Consider the following 15,563-nt stretch of genomic DNA (forward strand, 5'->3'; position numbering starts at 1 on the left):
CAACGCCCGTACACGCATGGGATCTTCGACCTAGGGTGGGGGCATGGGTATAGGGGCCATGGTGATCGCGATCGTCGGTGTGGCGGGGACGCTGGGGGCTGCTGTGCTGACCCAGCGAGGTGCCGACCGGACCAAGCGGCGTGAGCTGGAGCTGACTCGGGCCTTCCAGGAGGCGCGCGAGCAACGCGAGCTCCGTCGCCGGTGCTACTCGGAACTCCACCGGGACTCCCGGCAGTTCGCCACCGCGCTCAGCACCCATCTGTTCGTCGTGCGGGACCGCACGACGAGCGATGCGGACATCCGCGCCCTGGAGGACGCCAAGGACCTCCACCGCAATTGCTGGTCCGAAACCCTCATGGTCGCCCCCGACTCCGTGATCGAACCCGCCGGCATCGTGAACACCGCCCTCACCCGTGTCTACGCCCAGGTCAAGCGGATCGAGCAGGGCAGGCCGAAGCCCGGTGAGACCGAGGTCTCGGCCGCCGAGGCCCAGCGCGCCCTGTGGCCGCTGATCAAGACCATGCGCGAGGCCATGCGGCGCGACCTCGGAATCACGGAGGACGGGTAGCCGTATGCCGTCGTAGAGCGGGCCGCTCCACCCGGGGGATATCCCCAGGTTCTCCCTCGGGGTTGCCGGTCGTTCCTGGGATACCCCGGTATGAGGCGCCGGTTGGCTCCTCGGAGTGACGTCTCGTCGGCCCTTCCCTTCCTACCTTCCTCGCGTCAACAGCGTGGTGCGGGAACGGGGAGGGATTCGGATGCGGGGACTTCGGTACAGGAGGACACTGGCCGCCGTCGCGCTGGCGGTCACCGCCGTCGCGGGGACCACCGGGTGGGCCTCGGCCGGGGCGCAACGCGCCGTCGTGGGGCTGCCCGAAGAGGCGCGCGGCGACTGGGTGGGGGCCGGGCTGCCCGATCCCGAGACGCTGACTCCGGCCCAGGTCGCCCGGTACTTCGGGACGTTGAGCGTCCCGGAGCAGCGGCTGCTCGCGCAGCGGCACCCCGCCGTCGTCGGGAATCTCGACGGGGTTCCGGTCGGGCTCCGGTACGCCGCCAACGCCCGCTCCCTGCGCGGGGACCCGCGGTTCGCCGGGCGGCAGGTGCTCTCCTACGACCCGCGTGGGCGGGGGCAGGTCGCCGTCGTCGTCGGGGATCTCCGGCGGGCCGCGCACGTCGCCGTCGTCGTGCCCGGGTCCGACACCGACGCGGGGCGCAGCGCCTCCGTCGTCGCGAAGGCCGAGGCGCTGTACGGCGCCGCCGGAGCGGGGACGGCCGTCGTCGCCTGGGTCGGGTACACCACGCCCGTCGGCGTCGGGGTCGACGCCGCCACCGGTGGCCTCGCCGAGGCGGGAGCCGACCGGCTGGCGCGGTTCGTGGACGGCCTGGTCGCCGCCGGCGCGCCCGAGCCCGCCGTGTACTGCCACAGCTACGGCTCCGTCGTCTGCGGCCTCGCCGCGCACCGGCTCAAGGCGCGGGACCTCGTCGTCCACGGCTCCCCCGGCATGCGCGCCGCCAATGTCGCCGCACTGCACACCTCGGCCCGCGTCTGGGCCGCCAAGGACCCGGACGACTGGATCTCCAAGGTGCCGAACGTCCGGCTCCTCGGGCTCGGCCACGGCGCCGACCCGACCACCCCCGAGTTCGGCGCCCGGCCCGTGCCCGCCGGTGACGCCCGCGGACACGACGGGTACTTCGCGCCCGGCACCGAGTCGCTGCGCGCCTTCGCCGCCATCGCCAGGGGAGAAGCCCGATGAAGATCGTCCAGGCCATCGAGAGCCGTACGCCCGCCCACCGCGACCGCGCCGTCGACGGGCTGCGCGCCCTCGCCCTGCTCGCCGTGCCCACCGGGCACTGGCTGCTCGGCGGGTTCGCGCTCACCGAGGACGGCGCGATCCGCAACGCCAGCCCGCTCTCCACGTTCGGCGGGCTCGCCCCGGTCAGCTGGGTGCTCCAGATGCTCGGGATCTTCTTCCTCGTCGGCGGCTTCGCCTCCGCCCTGTCGTACGCGCGGCACACCGGCCCCGCCCGCGACTGGCTGAAGGGGCGGCTCGCCCGGCTCGGCCGGCCGGTGCTCGGCGTGACCGCGGTGTGGGCCGCGCTCCTCGCGCTGCTGCACTACGGGTTCGGCGTCCCCGAGGGCACGCTGCGGACCGCGTCCACGCTGGTGGTGCAGCCGTTGTGGTTCGTCGGCGTGTACACGGTGATCACCGCGCTCACCCCGTACTGCGTCCGCGCCGCCCGCCGGCTCGGCGTCTGGGCCGCGGCACCGCTGCTCGCCACGGTCGCCGTCGTCGACGCGCTGCGGTACGGGCCGTACGGCGAGGCGCTGCCCGGCTGGCTGAGCGTCGTCAACATCCTGCCGGGCTGGATGTTCGCCTACCAGCTCGGCGTCTCCTGGGCCGCGGGCCGGGTGACCCGGCGGCACGCCAGGGGGCTGCTGCTCGGCGGCGCGGCCCTGTTCGCCGCGCTGCTGCTGGTCTTCGGCTACCCGGCGTCCATGGTCGGGGTGCCCGGCGAGGCCCGCACCAACTCGCATCCGCCGTCGCTGCTGGTGCTCGCGCTGGCCGCCGCGCAGAGCGGCGCGGCGATCCTGCTCCGGGAGCGGCTCGGCCGGCTGCTGCGCCGGCCCGCGCTCTGGGCTCCGGTCGTCGTGATCAACCTGTCCGCGATGACGATCCTGTGCTGGCACCAGACGGCGATGCTCGCCGCCGCGATCCCGGCCTCGTACGGCGGCGAGCTCGCCGGCCTCGTCGGCGCGCCGGACACGGCCGGCTGGATCCTCGCCCGGCTGGCCTGGATGCCGGTGTTCGCCGCGCTGCTCGTCCTCATCGGACGGTACGCGCGACGGTTCGAGGCGCCCTGGGCGAACACCGGGCCCGCCCTGCGGGCCACGGCCGGGGCCCTGGCCGCCGGGTTCGCGGTGTTCGCCCTGGCGTGAGCCGCGCGAGCTGCGTGGGCTGGGTGAGCTGTGCGGGCTGTGTGAGCTGTGCGGGCCGCGTGAGCCCCTACGCCTCCCGGGCCACCGCCGTGAACGACATGTCCGGGTACCGGTCGCCCGCCACCTGCGCGGCGATCGGCTCCAGGTCCGCCAGTTCCGCGTCCGTCAGCGTGATCCGCGTCGCCGCCGCGTTCTCGAGGAGCCGGGAGCGCTTGCGGGTGCCGGGGATCGGGACGACCGTCAGGCCGTGCACCTGGGCCCGCTGCTGCACCCAGGCCAGCGCCACCTGTGCCGCCGTCGCCCCGTGTGCCGCCGCGATCTTGTGGACCGGGGCAAGGAGCGCCGCGTTCCGCTCCGCGTTCTCGCCGCTGAAGCGCGGCTGGGCGCGGCGGAAGTCGCTGTCCGACAGGTCCTTCGACGCGTCCGCGAAGGAGCCCGTCAGGAAGCCGCGGCCGAGGGGCGAGTACGGCACGAATGTCACGCCCAGCTCCGCCGCCGCGCCGACCGCGCTGCGCTCCACGTCCCGGGAGAACAGCGACCACTCCGACTGCAGCGCGGCGATCGGGTGCACGGCGTACGCCTCTCGCAGCTCGGCTCCGGTCACCTCGCTCAGCCCCAGGTGCTTCACCTTCCCCTCCTGCACCAGTTCCGCCATCGCGCCGACCGACTCGGCCAGCGGCACGGACGGGTCGCGGCGGTGCATGTAGTACAGGTCGATGGTTTCGACGCCGAGGCGGCGCAGACTGCCCTCCACGGCCTGCCGGACATAGGCGCGGTCGTTGCGGATCCCCCGGTACGTGGGGTCGTCCGTGCGCTCGATGGCGAACTTGGTGGCCAGCGTGATCTCGTCGCGGTGCGCGGCGACGAACGGCGCCAGGAACTCCTCGTTGGCGCCGCGTCCGTACGCGTCGGCCGTGTCGATCAGGGTGACGCCGGCCTCCAGGGCCGCGTCGAGGGTGTCACGGGCCGCGGCCTCGTCCGTGTCCCCGTAGAACTCGCTGATGCCCATGGCACCGAAGCCCTGGACGCCGATCTCCGGGCCGTCCTGACCACCGAGCCGGACGGTGTCGATCCTGGTCGTCATGTGGGATTGCCTCCGCTGAGTGTCCCGTAGTGGGTGATCTTGAAGTCGAGTACGGCGAGCGTGTCCTGGAGCTCCGCGATCCGGTGCAGCACGTCGCGCCGGGTGGACTCGAGCAGCGCGCGCCGTTCGGCGTGCGTGTGGTCGCCCTCGCGCACCAGCTCCGCGTACCGGACCATGTCGGCGACCGGCATGCCGGTCAGCCGCAGCTTGCCGACGAAGGCCAGCCAGTCCAGGTCGCGCCGGGTGAAACGGCGCTGACCGGTGTGCGAACGGTCGACGTGCGGCATCAGACCGATCCGCTCGTACCAGCGCAGGGTGTGTGCGGTGAGCCCGGTCAGGGCCGCCACCTCGCTGATCGTGTAGCGGTCCTTGGGGGCGGGCCCGGCAGCAGCGGTCGCGGTCGCGCAGTCCGCCGTCGTCATGTCCGCCGTCGTCGTGTCCGCAGTCGTCGTGTCCGCAGTCGTGGTCTCCGTCACGCTCATGACCACCACGCTAAAACCTTGGAGTGCACTCGAAGCAAGTAGGCTCGTCCGCATGCAGAGCCTGGCGTTGATCGAGAACTGGCCCGTCCCCACCGCGGCCGCCGCCGTCGTCCGCGCGGACGGCTCCGTGGCGGGGGCGCACGGAGCGACGGACCGGCGTTTCCCGCTCGCCTCGGTGACCAAGCCGCTGGCCGCGTACGCCGTCCTCGTCGCGTACGAGGAGGGGGCGGTCGACCTCGACGAGCCGGCCGGGCCCGAGGGCGCGACGGTACGGCACCTCCTGGCGCACACCTCGGGGCTCGCCTTCGACGAGAACCGGGTCATGGCCGCGCCGGGCACCAGGCGGATCTACTCCAACACCGGCTTCGAGGTGCTCGGCGACCTGGTCGCCAAGGCGACGGACATCCCCTTCGCGGAGTACCTCCGCCAGGCGGTCCTGGAGCCGCTGGGCATGACGGCGACGTCGCTGGAGGGCTCGCCCGCGAAGGACGGCGTGTCGACGGTCGACGACCTGGTGCGGTTCGCCGCCGAGGTGCAGGCGCCGCGGCTGCTCGACGCGCGCACGGTGCTCGACGCGATGACGGTGCAGTACCCGGGCTCCACCGGCATCCTGCCGGGCTACGGGCACCAGCGGCCCAACGACTGGGGGCTCGGCTTCGAGCTGCGGGACTCCAAGTCGCCGCACTGGACCGGCGCTTCGTCCTCGCCGCGGACCTTCGGCCACTTCGGGCAGTCGGGCACGTTCCTGTGGATCGACCCGGACGCGGGGGCGGCGTGCGTGGCGCTGACGGACCGGGCCTTCGGCCCGTGGGCGATCGAGGCGTGGCCGCCGTTCACGGACGCGGTGCTCGCGGAGCTCCGTTCCTCCTGACTCCCGCTCCCGGCCCTCCCGGCAGCCCTCAGTCCATGTCGCAGCGGGTGAGAGGGAGGGCGCCGTCGATGCCGGAGATCTCCACCGGCAGTTCGCCCTCGGGCTCCTCGGCGTAGGCGGCCGTACAGACCAATTGCCGTACGGCCACCGGGTCCAGGTCCCGCACCTGGGCCCCGAGGCGGACCCAGATCACCCGGACACCGCCGGAGCGGACCTCCTGCCCGGCGCGCACGACCGTCCGCTCGTGGTCGGTCAGCCGGGTGGTGACGCCGGCGGCCCGCTCGAGTTCGGCGGGACCCTTGAGCAGGATGCCGAGCGCGAGATCCGTGGCGACGCGGTACTCGTCCGCCTCGGATCCCAGCCCGGGGTCGCGGACCACCGGCAGCAGCCGGCCGTCCGCGGCGACGAAGAACGGCATCAGCCGGGCGCCCTTCGCCGGCTGCACGGTGACGGGCGCGCCGGCGCCGGCCTCGACGATGTCGGACTTCTGGATGCCGCAGCCCGCCAGGGCGAACAGGCCGAGCAGCCCGGACAGGACGGCCGGTGCCCGCCGGGCCCTCACAGCGGGATCCTGACCGTGAAGACCGCGCCGCCGCCAGGTCGGTTGGCTGCGACGACCTCGCCGCCGTGCAGCCGGACGTTCTCCTGCGTGATCGCCAGGCCCAGGCCGCTGCCGGACGAACGGGTACGGGCCGGGTCGCCCTTGTAGAAGCGGTCGAAGACGTGCGGCAGCACGTCCTCCGGTATGCCCGGCCCCCGGTCGGCGACCTCCGTGACGAGCCGGCCCCGGTCCTCGTACACGCGGACCGTCACCGGCGCACCGCCGTGCCGCAGCGCGTTGCCGACCAGGTTCGCGACGACCACGTCGAAGCGGCGCGGGTCGAGACGGGCCCGGAGGCCGTCGGGGAGTTCGGTGACGACATCGGCGGAGCCGGACGCTTCCACGTCTGTCTCCGGCTCGGTCCAGCGACGGTTCTGCAGGGTCTTGCGGACCGCCTCCGCGACGTCGACCTCGTCCGTGTGCAGTTCGGCGGCGCGGGCGTCGAAGCGGGAGATCTCCATCAGGTCCTCGACGAGCGCGGCCAGCTTCACCGTCTCCGCGCTGATCAGCCGGACGGCGCGGCCCGTGTCGGGGTCGAGGGCGGCCGCGTCCTCGTCGAGCAGCTCGGTGACGGCGAGCATGCCGGCCAGCGGGGTGCGCAGTTCGTGGGAGACGTCGGAGGCGAAGCGGCGGGCCCGGGTCTCGGCCCGCCGGAGTTCGGCGACGGAGCGTTCCAGCTGGGCGGCGGAGGCGTTGAACGTCCGGGCCAGGTCGGCGAGTTCGTCGCTGCCCTTGGCGTGGATCCGGGTGTCGAGCCGGCCCCGGCCCATGCTGCGGGCGGCGAGCCGCAGTTCGCGCACCGGGCGCAGTACGCCCCGGGCGGCGAGCAGCGCCGGGATCAGGGCGACGGCGAGGGCGGGCACGGCGCCGTCGCGGGCGGCGAGGACCATCGCCTCGATGTTGGCCTCCTCCGTGCCGAGGTCCATCACCGCGTACAGCACCAGGCCGGTGGGGCGGGCCGCCGGGTAGCCGCCGCCCTCGGGGAAGAGGGCGGGGACGGCGACGGTCAGGTACGGCTCGCCGCCCTTGACGACCCGCTGGAAGCTGCTGTGCGTGGCGCCGAGGGCGTGGGCCCGGGTGCGCAGTTCGGAGGTGAGGACGGTGGAGTCGGGGCGGTCCGTGGAGGAGACGCGCAGGGTCCCGTACTCGGCGTAGACCCGCCAGGGGTGCGGCTTGCCGTGCTTGGCGATGCGCAGCAACTCGCCGCGCAGGCGCTCCGGTTCGACGGGGAGCCGCACGGTCAGGGTCTCCACCTGCTGGCGGAAGGCGGTGACGGCGGTGTCCTGGGTCTGCTCCAGGACGGCGTTGCGGGCGGCGCGGTACGTGAGCGCGGCGGTGGTGCCGCAGCCGACGGCAGCGACCAGCAGGAACGCGAGCACGAGCCGGGCGCGCAGGCCGAAGGGGCGCAGCCGGAACGGGTGTCCGCCCTTGGCACGGTCCTCCCCGTCCTCCCCCGGGACGTGCGTCCTCACAGCGGTCCGAAGCGGTAGCCGAAGCCGCGCAGGGTCTGGATGTAGCGCGGGCTGCCGGGCACGTCCTCGATCTTGTTGCGGAGCCGGCGGACGCAGGCGTCCACGAGGCGGGCGTCGCCGTGGTAGCTGTGCTCCCAGACGTGCTCCAGGAGCTGCTGGCGGCTGAAGACCTGCTCGGGGGCGGCGGAGAGATGGAGCAGCAGCTTGAGTTCGGACGGGGCGAGGGCGACCCGGTCGCCGGACTTGGCGACGGTGAGGCCGGTGCGGTCGATGGCGAGTTCGCCGTGGAACTCGACGGCGGGCCGGCCGCCGCCGGGCTCCTCGATGCGTCGCAGCACGGCGCGGATGCGGGCCTCGATGACCTCGGTGCGGGCCGGTTTGACGATGTAGTCGTCCGCGCCGGCCTCCAGGCCGACGACGACGTCGAAGTCGTCGCCGCGGGCGGTGAGCATGATGATCGGCAGCTGGCTGTCCTCGCGGACCCGGCGGCAGACCTGGACGCCGTTCATGCCGGGCAGCATCAGGTCGAGCAGCACCAGGTCCGGCCGGAACTCGGCGAGCAGCGCCAGGCCCGCCTCGCCGGTGGCGGCCCCGCGCACCTCGTGTCCCCGGCGCCGGAGCCCGAGTTCGACCCCTTCACGGACGGAGGGGTCGTCTTCTATCAGCAGCACGCGAGGCATCGGAGCAGTATCCCAAGGGGTCGGAGGGGTGGGGTCAGCCGCGTCGGCGCAGGCCGGCCGCGCGCCGCCGGGCGGCGGCCAGCAGGGTCTGCACCTCGGCGAGGCGCAACGGGCGGGCGGCCAGGGCGAAGACGGCCACGATCACCAGCGCGCCCGCGAGGGCCGCGGCGGCGGGACCGGCCGGGGCGGCGAGCGTGGCCGTGGCGAGTCCGAGGCCCGTGGCCGGTACGGCGGCGGCCAGCAGCCGGGCGAGCGCGGCAGGTGTCGTGGACCAGAACGCGTCCCCGCGCAGCCGCCTGCGCAGCGCCCACCCCGTCGCCGCCCAGCCCACCCACAGCGCCAGCGCGTACGCGGCCGCCAGACCCGTCACCGCCCAGCGCGCCGGCAGCAGTTCGTACGCCGCCCAGGACAGCGCCGCGTTGCCGCCCGCGATCAGCAGGTTCAGCAGGAACGGGGTGCGGGTGTCGCGCAGCGCGTAGAAGGCGCGGGTGAGCACGTACTGGCCGGACAGCGCGACCAGTCCGGGCGCGAACGCCATCAGCGTGTACGCCATCGCCCGGATGTCCTGCGCGTCGGTCACGCCGTACTGGAAGACCAGCGCGAGCAGCGGCACGGCGAGCGCGAACAGCGCGCAGGCCGCCGGGACGACCGCGGCCGCGCTGGTGCGCAGCGCGTAGCCGACGTCCTGGCGCACCTTCGCCAGGTCGCCGTCCGCCGCGGCCGCGCTCATCCGCGGCATCAGCGCGGTGACCAGGGAGACGGTGACGATGCCGTGCGGCACGGCCCACACCAGGTACGCGTTGTTGTACGCGGCGAAGCCGACGCCGCCGTCGACGCCGAGCGCCTGCGCCCGTACCCCCGCCGCCGTCGCGAGCTTGGTGGTCACCCAGTACGCGGCCTGGTTGGTGAGGACGAGCAGCACCAGCCAGCCGGCCGCGCGCAGCGGGGCGGTCAGGCCGCTGCCGCGCCAGTCGAACCGGGGCCGCCAGCGGAACTTCGCCGCGCGCAGCGCGGGAAGCAGCGCCAGCGCCTGTACGGCGATGCCGGCGGTGGTGCCCCAGCCGAGCAGCGCGGTCTCACGCGCGGTGACCGCGCCGCCGTCGGCGGTCGCGAGGTACAGGGCGAACACCCCGATGACGACGAGGTTGTTGAGGACCGGCGTCCACATCATCGCGCCGAACCGTCCCCGCGCGTTGAGGACCTGGCCGAGCAGCGTGAACAGTCCGAGGAACAGCACCTGCGGCAGGCAGTACCGGGCGAACGCGACGGTGACGGTGCGCTGTTCGCCGGTGTAGTCGGTGTACGCGTCGACGATCGCGGGCGCCGCGAGGACCGCGCCCGCGGTGAGGGCGAGCAGGGCGAGGACGCAGACGGTCAGCAGCCGGTCGGTGTACGCGGCGCCGCCGTCCTCGTGCTCCTTCGCCGCCTTGACCAGTTCGGGGACGAACACGGCGTTGAGCGCGCCGCCGAGCAGCAGCATGTACACGATCGTCGGTACGGAGTTGCCGACCGCGTACCCGTCGGCGAGCGCCCCGATGCCGAGGGCCGCCGCGACGACGGCGGAGCGGACGAAGCCGGTGGCGCGCGAGACGACCGAACCGGCCGCCATCACCGCGCCGCTGCGCAGCACGGAGGGCGCGCGCCGCTCCCCGACCGCCGTCGTCATCGGCGGGCCAGGTACGCCTGGAAGGCGCGGTACAGCGTGTGATTCGTGGTGCCGTGCAAAGGTGTCTCCCACTCCCCCAGCGTCTCGACGACCTGTCCGCCGGTGCCGAGTTTCCAGCGCAGCAGCCCGTGGGCGCGGTCGTCCGGGTCGAGGGTGGAGGGTACTCCGCGCAGGTCGTAGACGTCGGCCCCGGCGGCGTGGGCGTCGCACATCATGCGCCACTGAAGGGCGTTGGAGGGGCGGACCTCGCGGCGGTGGTCGGCGGACGCACCGGTCTGGTACCAGGCCCGGCGGCCGACGGTGACCAGGGTGTGGGCGGCCAGGATCTCGCCCTCGTGGCGGGCGAGGTAGAGCTTCATCCGGCCGGGTTCCTCGGCGTTGAGGACCGCGTACTGGCGCTCGTAGTACGCGAGGTCGCGGCCGAGCCGGAAGCCATCGCGCTCCTCGGTGATGCGCAGCAGCCGGTGGAACTCGGGCAGGTCGGCGGCGCCGCCGACGACGACCTCGACACGCGCCTTGCGGGCCTTGCGGACGTTGCGCCGCCACTCCTGGTTGAGCCCGGCCCACAGGTCGTCCGTGGTGCGGCCGGCCAGCGGTACGCGGTAGACGAAACGGGGCTGGGCGTCCGCGCCGTCCTCGGCGTCGCCGCCGCAGCGGCGCCAGCCGCGGGCGCGGAGGCGTTCGGAGACGGCGGTGCCGAGCGGGTCGACCTCGCAGGCGAGCACGTCGGACAGCCGCCTGCCGCGCCCGGTGAGGGTCTTGAGCCGGGCGGCGTTCCAGCGCCGGAAGTCGGGCGTGGGCCCGATGCGTACGGCGAAGGCGCCGGCCGCCCGCAGATGCCGGAGCAGCGGGGTGAGCCAGTGGTCAAGGTCCGGGTCGGCCCAGTCGGCGACGGGGCCCTCGGGCAGGTAGGCGAAGTACTTGCGGGTGCCGGGGAAGGGCCGCAGCAGGGCGAGCGCGACACCGGTGAGCGGACCGTCGCCGGGGCCCCAGCCGAGGAACAGCGGCCGCCAGCCCGTCTTCACACCGGCCCAGGAGGGGCACTGCAGGAAGCTGGGCCCGTCGGGGCCGTCGGCGCGAGCGGCGAGGAACGCCCGGTACTCCTGGGAGGTGACCGGGCGGAGCCGGATCTCCGCCCCGGCCGGCCCGGCAGCGGGGGCCGTCACGAGCAGCGCTGACACAACGGGAGCCTCCTTGTTCCGCCCCCTCGGTGGTGGGGACGCACAGCAGGCTCACAGCCGAATGCGACCGCTCCGCGCGGCGATTGTGACCGGACGATGACCGTTCTTCTGCAGCCGCCGTCACATGGGGTTTGGGGCGGTCGGCGCGACTTACTGTCCGGGCATCCCACTCTTTTCGGATGTCGGCCCTGGAGGTCTCCGTGATGTCTGCGCGTGCTCGAATACGTCCCGCCCTGGCGGCCGTCGCCCTGTGTTCCGTCCTGGCGGCCTGCTCGTCTGGGGCGTCCGGCTCGCCCCGCACGGACGACCGCCCGGCGGCGGAGCCCGCGGCGAAGGTGACCGTGGCGAAGCCCGCGGCGGGCAGGGCCGTGACGGTGACGGCGACCGGCGGGACGCTGACCGCGGTGAAGGTCGTGGACGCGAAGGGCGTCGCCCTGGCGGGCCGGACCGCGCCCGGCGGCGCGTCGTGGGCGTCGGAGCGGGTGGCCGCGCCGGGCACGACGTACCGCGTGGAGGCGACCGCGCGGACGGCGGGCGGGAAGGAGACGGCGTCGGCGTCGACGTTCTCCACCCCCGACGCGGAGCGGGTCAACAAGCTGACCCTGGCCCCGGGCAAGAACACCACCGTCGGCGTCGGCCAGCCGCTGTCGATCGTCTTCGACGCCCCGGTGACCCGGAAGGCCGACGTGGAACGGCAGTTGAAGGTGACCACGTCGAACGGCACGGAGGGTTCGTGGGGCTGGCTGAAGGACTGGTCGGGGAAGGACCGGGTCGACTGGCGCCCGAAGGAGTACTGGCGGACCGGCACGAAGGTCACCCTGGACGCGACGCTCAACGGCGTGGACTCGGGCGGCGGTTGGTTCGTCCGCGACTACAGGACGGGTTTCACCGTCGGTGAGCGGCAGATAGTGAAGGTGGACCTGGACGCGAAGAAGCTGCGGCTGGAGCGGGCCGGCACGGTGGTCCGGACGATCCCCGTGTCCGGCGGCACCCCCGGCGGCGACAAGCGCTCCTGGCGGGGCACGGCGGTGCTGATGTCCAAGGAGGGCACGATCAACATGAACTCGGAGACGGTCGGCCTCGGCGACGCCTACGACAAGATGGTCGACTACTCGATGCGGCTGACCTGGTCGGGCATGTACGCGCACGCGGCGCCGTGGAACGCGAAGTGGTTCGGCGTGGCGAACCGCAGCTCCGGCTGCATCGGCATGAGCACGGCGCAGGCCACGTCGTTCTACGCGGAGGTCCGGGTCGGCGACCCGTTCGAGATCAAGGGAGCCGACACCAAGGGCACGGTGGCGGAGGGCAACGGCTACGGGGCGTGGAACGTGCCGTGGGAGCAGTGGAGGGCGAAGAGCGCGCTGACCCGCTGACCACCGGATCGCGAGGCGCCGGCACGGATGCCCGGCGGACCCGCGGGGACGGCCTCCGCGAGCGCCCGCGCGTCACGTCGGCCCCCCGCCCGCGAGCAGCGTGCCCAGGGGCGTGCGCCGGTGGATGACGGAGCGGCCGGTGCGCGTCGTGGTCGCCAGACCGGCCGATCGGAGCGCCGTCGCGGTGGACGAGGCCGTCGCGTCGCTGACGCCGAGCGCGCGTGCCAGGGACCTCGTGGTGAGGGGCTCGGCGAGGCCGGAGGGGCCTACTCCGGGCGCCGCATCTCCCAGAGCAGGACCTCGGCGTCGTCCGTCGCCATCAGGGCCAGGTCCCGTGCGTCGGTGATGCGGGCCGCGTCGCCGGGGGCGAGTTCCTCGCCGTCGAGGCGGACGGTGCCGCGGACGACGTGCACGTACACGTGGTCGGCGTCCGGCACGGCGGTGCGGTCCCCCGGCTCCAGACGGCGGACGTGCAGCATCGCGGCGGCCTCGGGCAGGGCGTACGGGGTGGAGTCGGCGATCCCGGGCACGATCTCGTACGCGGGCTCGCCGCCGGGGTTCAGCGGGGCGAGCCACATCTGCACGAAGGTGAGCGGCACGTCGCCGTCGTTGCGCTCCACGTGCCGGACGCCGGCGGCCGAGCTGAGCCGCTGCAGGTCGCCGGCACGGACGGTGGTGGCGTGACCCGCGGTGTCGCGGTGGGTCAGCTCGCCCTCGACGACCCAGGTGACGATCTCGGTGTGGCTGTGCGGATGCTCGTCGAACCCGGCGCCGGGCGCGAGCCGCTCCTCGTTGCAGGCGAGCAGCGCGCCGAACCGGAGGTTGTCGGGGTCGTAGTGCGCCCCGAACGAGAACGCGTGCCGGGTCTCGATGCCGGCCGAGGGGTCGCCGCCGGGGTAGCGGTGGGCGGCACGCTGGATGCGGATCACGGGGGTCACGGTATCCCGGTGCCCGGGGCGGGCGACGCTCGCAACCGCCCCTACGCCACATCCCCGGCTTCCGATAAGGCACCCTTAGTCCGTGCCTGAACCCACGAACGCCGATCATCCCCACTCCGCGACCCTGAAGCGCCTGGAGCAGTCGTCGGGGCGGCTCGCCGCCCATGCGATCGCGCGCATGGACGAGACGCTGCCGTGGTACCGGGCCATGCCGCCCGAGAACCGGTCGTGGATCGGTCTGGTCGCCCAGGCCGGTATCGCCGCGTTCACCGAGTGGTTCCGGCACCCCGAGACCCCGCAGGCGATCTCCACCGACGTCTTCGGCACCGCGCCGCGCGAGCTGACCCGCGCGATCACGCTGCGCCAGACCGTCGAGATGGTCCGGACGACCATCGAGGTCATGGAGTCGGCGATCGATGAGGTCGCCGCGCCGGGCGACGAGTCCGTGCTGCGCGAGGCGCTGCTCGTGTACGCCCGCGAGATCGCGTTCGCCACCGCGCAGGTGTACGCGCAGGCCGCCGAGGCCCGCGGCGCCTGGGACGCGCGGCTCGAGTCGCTGGTCGTGAACGCGGTCCTGTCGGGTGAGGCCGACGAGGGCGCGGTGTCCCGCGCCGCCGCGCTCGGCTGGAACTCGCCGGAGCACGTCTGCGTCGTTCTCGGCACCGCCCCCGACGGCGACAGCGAGCTGACCGTGGAGGCGATCCGCCGCGCCGCCCGGCACGCCAAGCTGCAGGTCCTGACGGGCGTGCTCGGCAACCGGCTCGTCGTGATCGCGGGCGGCAGCGACAACCCCCTCGGCGTCGCCAAGGCCCTGATCGGGCCGTACGCCGCCGGGCCCGTCGTCGCCGGGCCCGTCGTACCGGACCTGCTGGCCGCGACCCGGTCCGCGCAGGCCGCGGCGGCCGGGCTGAAGGCGTGCGGGGCCTGGCAGGACGCGCCGCGCCCGGTGCTCGCGGACGATCTCCTGCCGGAGCGCGCCATCGCCTCCGACCCTGCGGCCCGCGAGCAGTTGGTGGAGGAGATCTACAGACCGCTGGAGGAAGCGGGCTCGGCGCTGCTGGAAACTCTGAGTGTCTATCTGGAGCAGGCGAGCAGCCTGGAGGGCGCGGCGCGGATGCTCTTCGTCCACCCGAACACCGTGCGCTACCGGCTCCGACGTGTGACCGACGTCACCGGGTGGTCACCCTCCGACGTCAGGTCCGCGTTCACGCTGCGGATCGCCCTGATCCTGGGGCGTCTGGCCGACGGAGATCCGCAGTCCTAGACTTTTGTCGGACGTCAACAATTCCCCCGACGGTTCTTCGTCCCTGTCCCCACGGGCGCCCCGAACCGTCCACAAGAGAGAGTGTGAGGGTGCTCGTACTCGTCGCTCCCGGCCAAGGCGCTCAGACGCCCGGCTTCCTGACTCCCTGGCTCGACCTCCCCGGCGCGGCCGACCGCATCGCGGCCTGGTCGGACGCCATCGAGCTCGACCTCGCCCACTACGGCACCAAGGCCGACGCGGACGAGATCCGCGACACCGCGGTGGCGCAGCCGCTGCTGGTGGCCGCGGGCCTGCTGTCCGCCGAGGCGCTCGGCATGCGGCCGAACGCCGTCGCCGGCCACAGCGTCGGTGAGATCACCGCCGCCGCCCTCGCGGACGTCCTCGACGACACCGCCGCGCTGCGCTTCGTCCGCACCCGCGGTCTCGCGATGGCCGAGGCCGCCGCGATCGTGCGGACCGGCATGTCGGCGCTGCTCGGCGGAGACCCCGAGGTAACGCTTCCGCACCTGGAGAAGCTGGGCCTGACCCCCGCCAACGTGAACGGCGCCGGCCAGATCGTCGCCGCCGGCACGATGGAGCAGCTCGCGGCGCTGGAGGCGGACAAGCCCGAGGGCGTCCGCCGGGTCGTCCCGCTGAAGGTGGCCGGCGCGTTCCACACGCTGCACATGGAGCCCGCGGTGGCGAAGCTGGCCGACGCGGCCCGTGAGCTCACCGTCGCCGACCCGACCCTGCCGTATGTCTCCAACAAGGACGGCGCCCAGGTCGCCACCGGTGCCGAGGTCGTCTCGCGCCTGGTCGGCCAGGTCGCCAACCCGGTCCGCTGGGACCTGTGCATGGAGACCTTCAAGGAGCTCGGCGCGACGGCTCTGATCGAGGTGTGCCCGGGCGGCACGCTGACGGGTCTGGCCAAGCGCGCGCTGCCGGGTGTGGAGACCCTCGCCCTGAAGACCCCCGACGACCTCGACGCGGCCCGCACGCTGCTTTCCGAGCACACTGCCTAAGGAGCCGCCCAG

Annotated in this window: 15 protein-coding genes; 7 read left to right on the top strand and 8 right to left on the bottom strand. The window is 73.8% G+C overall.

The features are described 5' to 3' along the window. Positions 1-43 precede the first annotated feature (43 nt). The 3 genes from ABZO31_RS09715 (at position 44) to ABZO31_RS09725 (ending at position 2,938) form a co-directional block, all read left to right on the top strand. On the top strand, positions 44-568 hold the full coding sequence (locus ABZO31_RS09715) for a hypothetical protein (RefSeq protein WP_406860713.1): 525 nt from the start codon (positions 44-46) through the stop codon (positions 566-568). A gap of 190 nt (positions 569-758) precedes the next feature. Next, positions 759-1,754 carry an alpha/beta hydrolase gene (locus tag ABZO31_RS09720; protein ID WP_406860714.1) on the top strand — a complete coding sequence of 332 codons (996 nt, stop codon included), beginning with the start codon at positions 759-761 and terminating at the stop codon, positions 1,752-1,754. Further along, positions 1,751-2,938, top strand: a complete 1,188-nt coding sequence (locus tag ABZO31_RS09725) for an acyltransferase family protein (protein ID WP_406860715.1) — start codon at positions 1,751-1,753, stop codon at positions 2,936-2,938. Before ABZO31_RS09720 ends, ABZO31_RS09725 begins: the two co-directional genes overlap by 4 nt. 67 nt (positions 2,939-3,005) lie before the next feature. Here ABZO31_RS09725 and ABZO31_RS09730 read toward each other — a convergent pair whose 3' ends face one another. Then, positions 3,006-4,022 (bottom strand): aldo/keto reductase, encoded by a 1,017-nt coding sequence (locus ABZO31_RS09730; protein ID WP_406860716.1) that lies wholly within the window; start codon positions 4,020-4,022, stop codon positions 3,006-3,008. Then, positions 4,019-4,504, bottom strand: a complete 486-nt coding sequence (locus tag ABZO31_RS09735; RefSeq protein ID WP_406860717.1) for a MerR family transcriptional regulator — start codon at positions 4,502-4,504, stop codon at positions 4,019-4,021. The genes ABZO31_RS09730 and ABZO31_RS09735 overlap by 4 nt, the downstream gene beginning before the upstream one ends. A gap of 52 nt (positions 4,505-4,556) precedes the next feature. On the opposite strand from ABZO31_RS09735, the gene ABZO31_RS09740 reads away from it, so the two are divergent. Continuing rightward, complete coding sequence (locus tag ABZO31_RS09740; RefSeq protein WP_406860718.1) at positions 4,557-5,375, top strand: serine hydrolase domain-containing protein; 819 nt, start codon at positions 4,557-4,559, stop codon at positions 5,373-5,375. Between the two features lie 28 nt (positions 5,376-5,403). Here the strand turns inward: ABZO31_RS09740 and ABZO31_RS09745 are convergent, their stop codons facing one another. Genes ABZO31_RS09745 through ABZO31_RS09765 form a run of 5 tightly spaced genes read right to left on the bottom strand, consistent with a single transcriptional unit; the run spans position 5,404 to position 10,975 of the window. Beyond that, positions 5,404-5,937 carry a hypothetical protein gene (locus ABZO31_RS09745; protein ID WP_406860719.1) on the bottom strand — a complete coding sequence of 178 codons (534 nt, stop codon included), beginning with the start codon at positions 5,935-5,937 and terminating at the stop codon, positions 5,404-5,406. Beyond that, a complete protein-coding gene (locus ABZO31_RS09750) occupies positions 5,934-7,448 on the bottom strand; it encodes a sensor histidine kinase (protein WP_406860720.1) in 1,515 nt (504 codons plus the stop codon). The genes ABZO31_RS09745 and ABZO31_RS09750 overlap by 4 nt, the downstream gene beginning before the upstream one ends. Then, positions 7,445-8,128 (bottom strand): response regulator, encoded by a 684-nt coding sequence (locus ABZO31_RS09755; protein ID WP_406860721.1) that lies wholly within the window; start codon positions 8,126-8,128, stop codon positions 7,445-7,447. Before ABZO31_RS09755 ends, ABZO31_RS09750 begins: the two co-directional genes overlap by 4 nt. A gap of 34 nt (positions 8,129-8,162) precedes the next feature. Continuing rightward, positions 8,163-9,794, bottom strand: coding sequence for a murein biosynthesis integral membrane protein MurJ (gene murJ / locus ABZO31_RS09760; RefSeq protein WP_406860722.1), 1,632 nt, complete (start codon positions 9,792-9,794; stop codon positions 8,163-8,165). Next, positions 9,791-10,975, bottom strand: coding sequence for a lipid II:glycine glycyltransferase FemX (locus tag ABZO31_RS09765; RefSeq protein WP_406860723.1), 1,185 nt, complete (start codon positions 10,973-10,975; stop codon positions 9,791-9,793). Before ABZO31_RS09765 ends, murJ begins: the two co-directional genes overlap by 4 nt. A gap of 203 nt (positions 10,976-11,178) precedes the next feature. Here ABZO31_RS09765 and ABZO31_RS09770 point away from each other — a divergent pair, with 203 nt between their 5' ends. Beyond that, a complete protein-coding gene (locus tag ABZO31_RS09770; protein WP_406860724.1) occupies positions 11,179-12,348 on the top strand; it encodes a L,D-transpeptidase in 1,170 nt (389 codons plus the stop codon). 266 nt (positions 12,349-12,614) lie between these two features. On the opposite strand, the gene ABZO31_RS09775 is transcribed toward ABZO31_RS09770, so the two are convergent. Further along, on the bottom strand, positions 12,615-13,277 hold the full coding sequence (locus ABZO31_RS09775; protein ID WP_406860725.1) for a pirin family protein: 663 nt from the start codon (positions 13,275-13,277) through the stop codon (positions 12,615-12,617). A 91-nt stretch (positions 13,278-13,368) separates the two neighbouring features. Between ABZO31_RS09775 and fasR the strand changes: the two genes are divergently transcribed. Then, positions 13,369-14,550, top strand: a complete 1,182-nt coding sequence (gene fasR / locus ABZO31_RS09780; RefSeq protein ID WP_406860726.1) for a fatty acid biosynthesis transcriptional regulator FasR — start codon at positions 13,369-13,371, stop codon at positions 14,548-14,550. Between the two features lie 89 nt (positions 14,551-14,639). Beyond that, a complete protein-coding gene (locus tag ABZO31_RS09785) occupies positions 14,640-15,551 on the top strand; it encodes an ACP S-malonyltransferase (protein ID WP_406860727.1) in 912 nt (303 codons plus the stop codon). Positions 15,552-15,563: the final 12 nt, after the last annotated feature.

This window comes from Streptomyces solicamelliae (genome assembly GCF_045348655.1).
GTDB classification, from domain to species: Bacteria; Actinomycetota; Actinomycetes; order Streptomycetales; family Streptomycetaceae; genus Streptomyces; species Streptomyces solicamelliae.

Coding starts and splice junctions, on each gene's coding strand:
- ABZO31_RS09740 (WP_406860718.1), top strand. CDS start 4,557: ATGCAGAGCCTGGCGTTGATCGAGAACTGGCCCGTCCCCACCGCGGCC.
- ABZO31_RS09730 (WP_406860716.1), bottom strand. CDS start 4,022: ATGACGACCAGGATCGACACCGTCCGGCTCGGTGGTCAGGACGGCCCG.
- ABZO31_RS09725 (WP_406860715.1), top strand. CDS start 1,751: ATGAAGATCGTCCAGGCCATCGAGAGCCGTACGCCCGCCCACCGCGAC.
- ABZO31_RS09715 (WP_406860713.1), top strand. CDS start 44: ATGGGTATAGGGGCCATGGTGATCGCGATCGTCGGTGTGGCGGGGACG.
- ABZO31_RS09720 (WP_406860714.1), top strand. CDS start 759: ATGCGGGGACTTCGGTACAGGAGGACACTGGCCGCCGTCGCGCTGGCG.
- ABZO31_RS09735 (WP_406860717.1), bottom strand. CDS start 4,504: ATGAGCGTGACGGAGACCACGACTGCGGACACGACGACTGCGGACACG.
- ABZO31_RS09770 (WP_406860724.1), top strand. CDS start 11,179: ATGTCTGCGCGTGCTCGAATACGTCCCGCCCTGGCGGCCGTCGCCCTG.
- ABZO31_RS09755 (WP_406860721.1), bottom strand. CDS start 8,128: ATGCCTCGCGTGCTGCTGATAGAAGACGACCCCTCCGTCCGTGAAGGG.
- murJ (WP_406860722.1), bottom strand. CDS start 9,794: ATGACGACGGCGGTCGGGGAGCGGCGCGCGCCCTCCGTGCTGCGCAGC.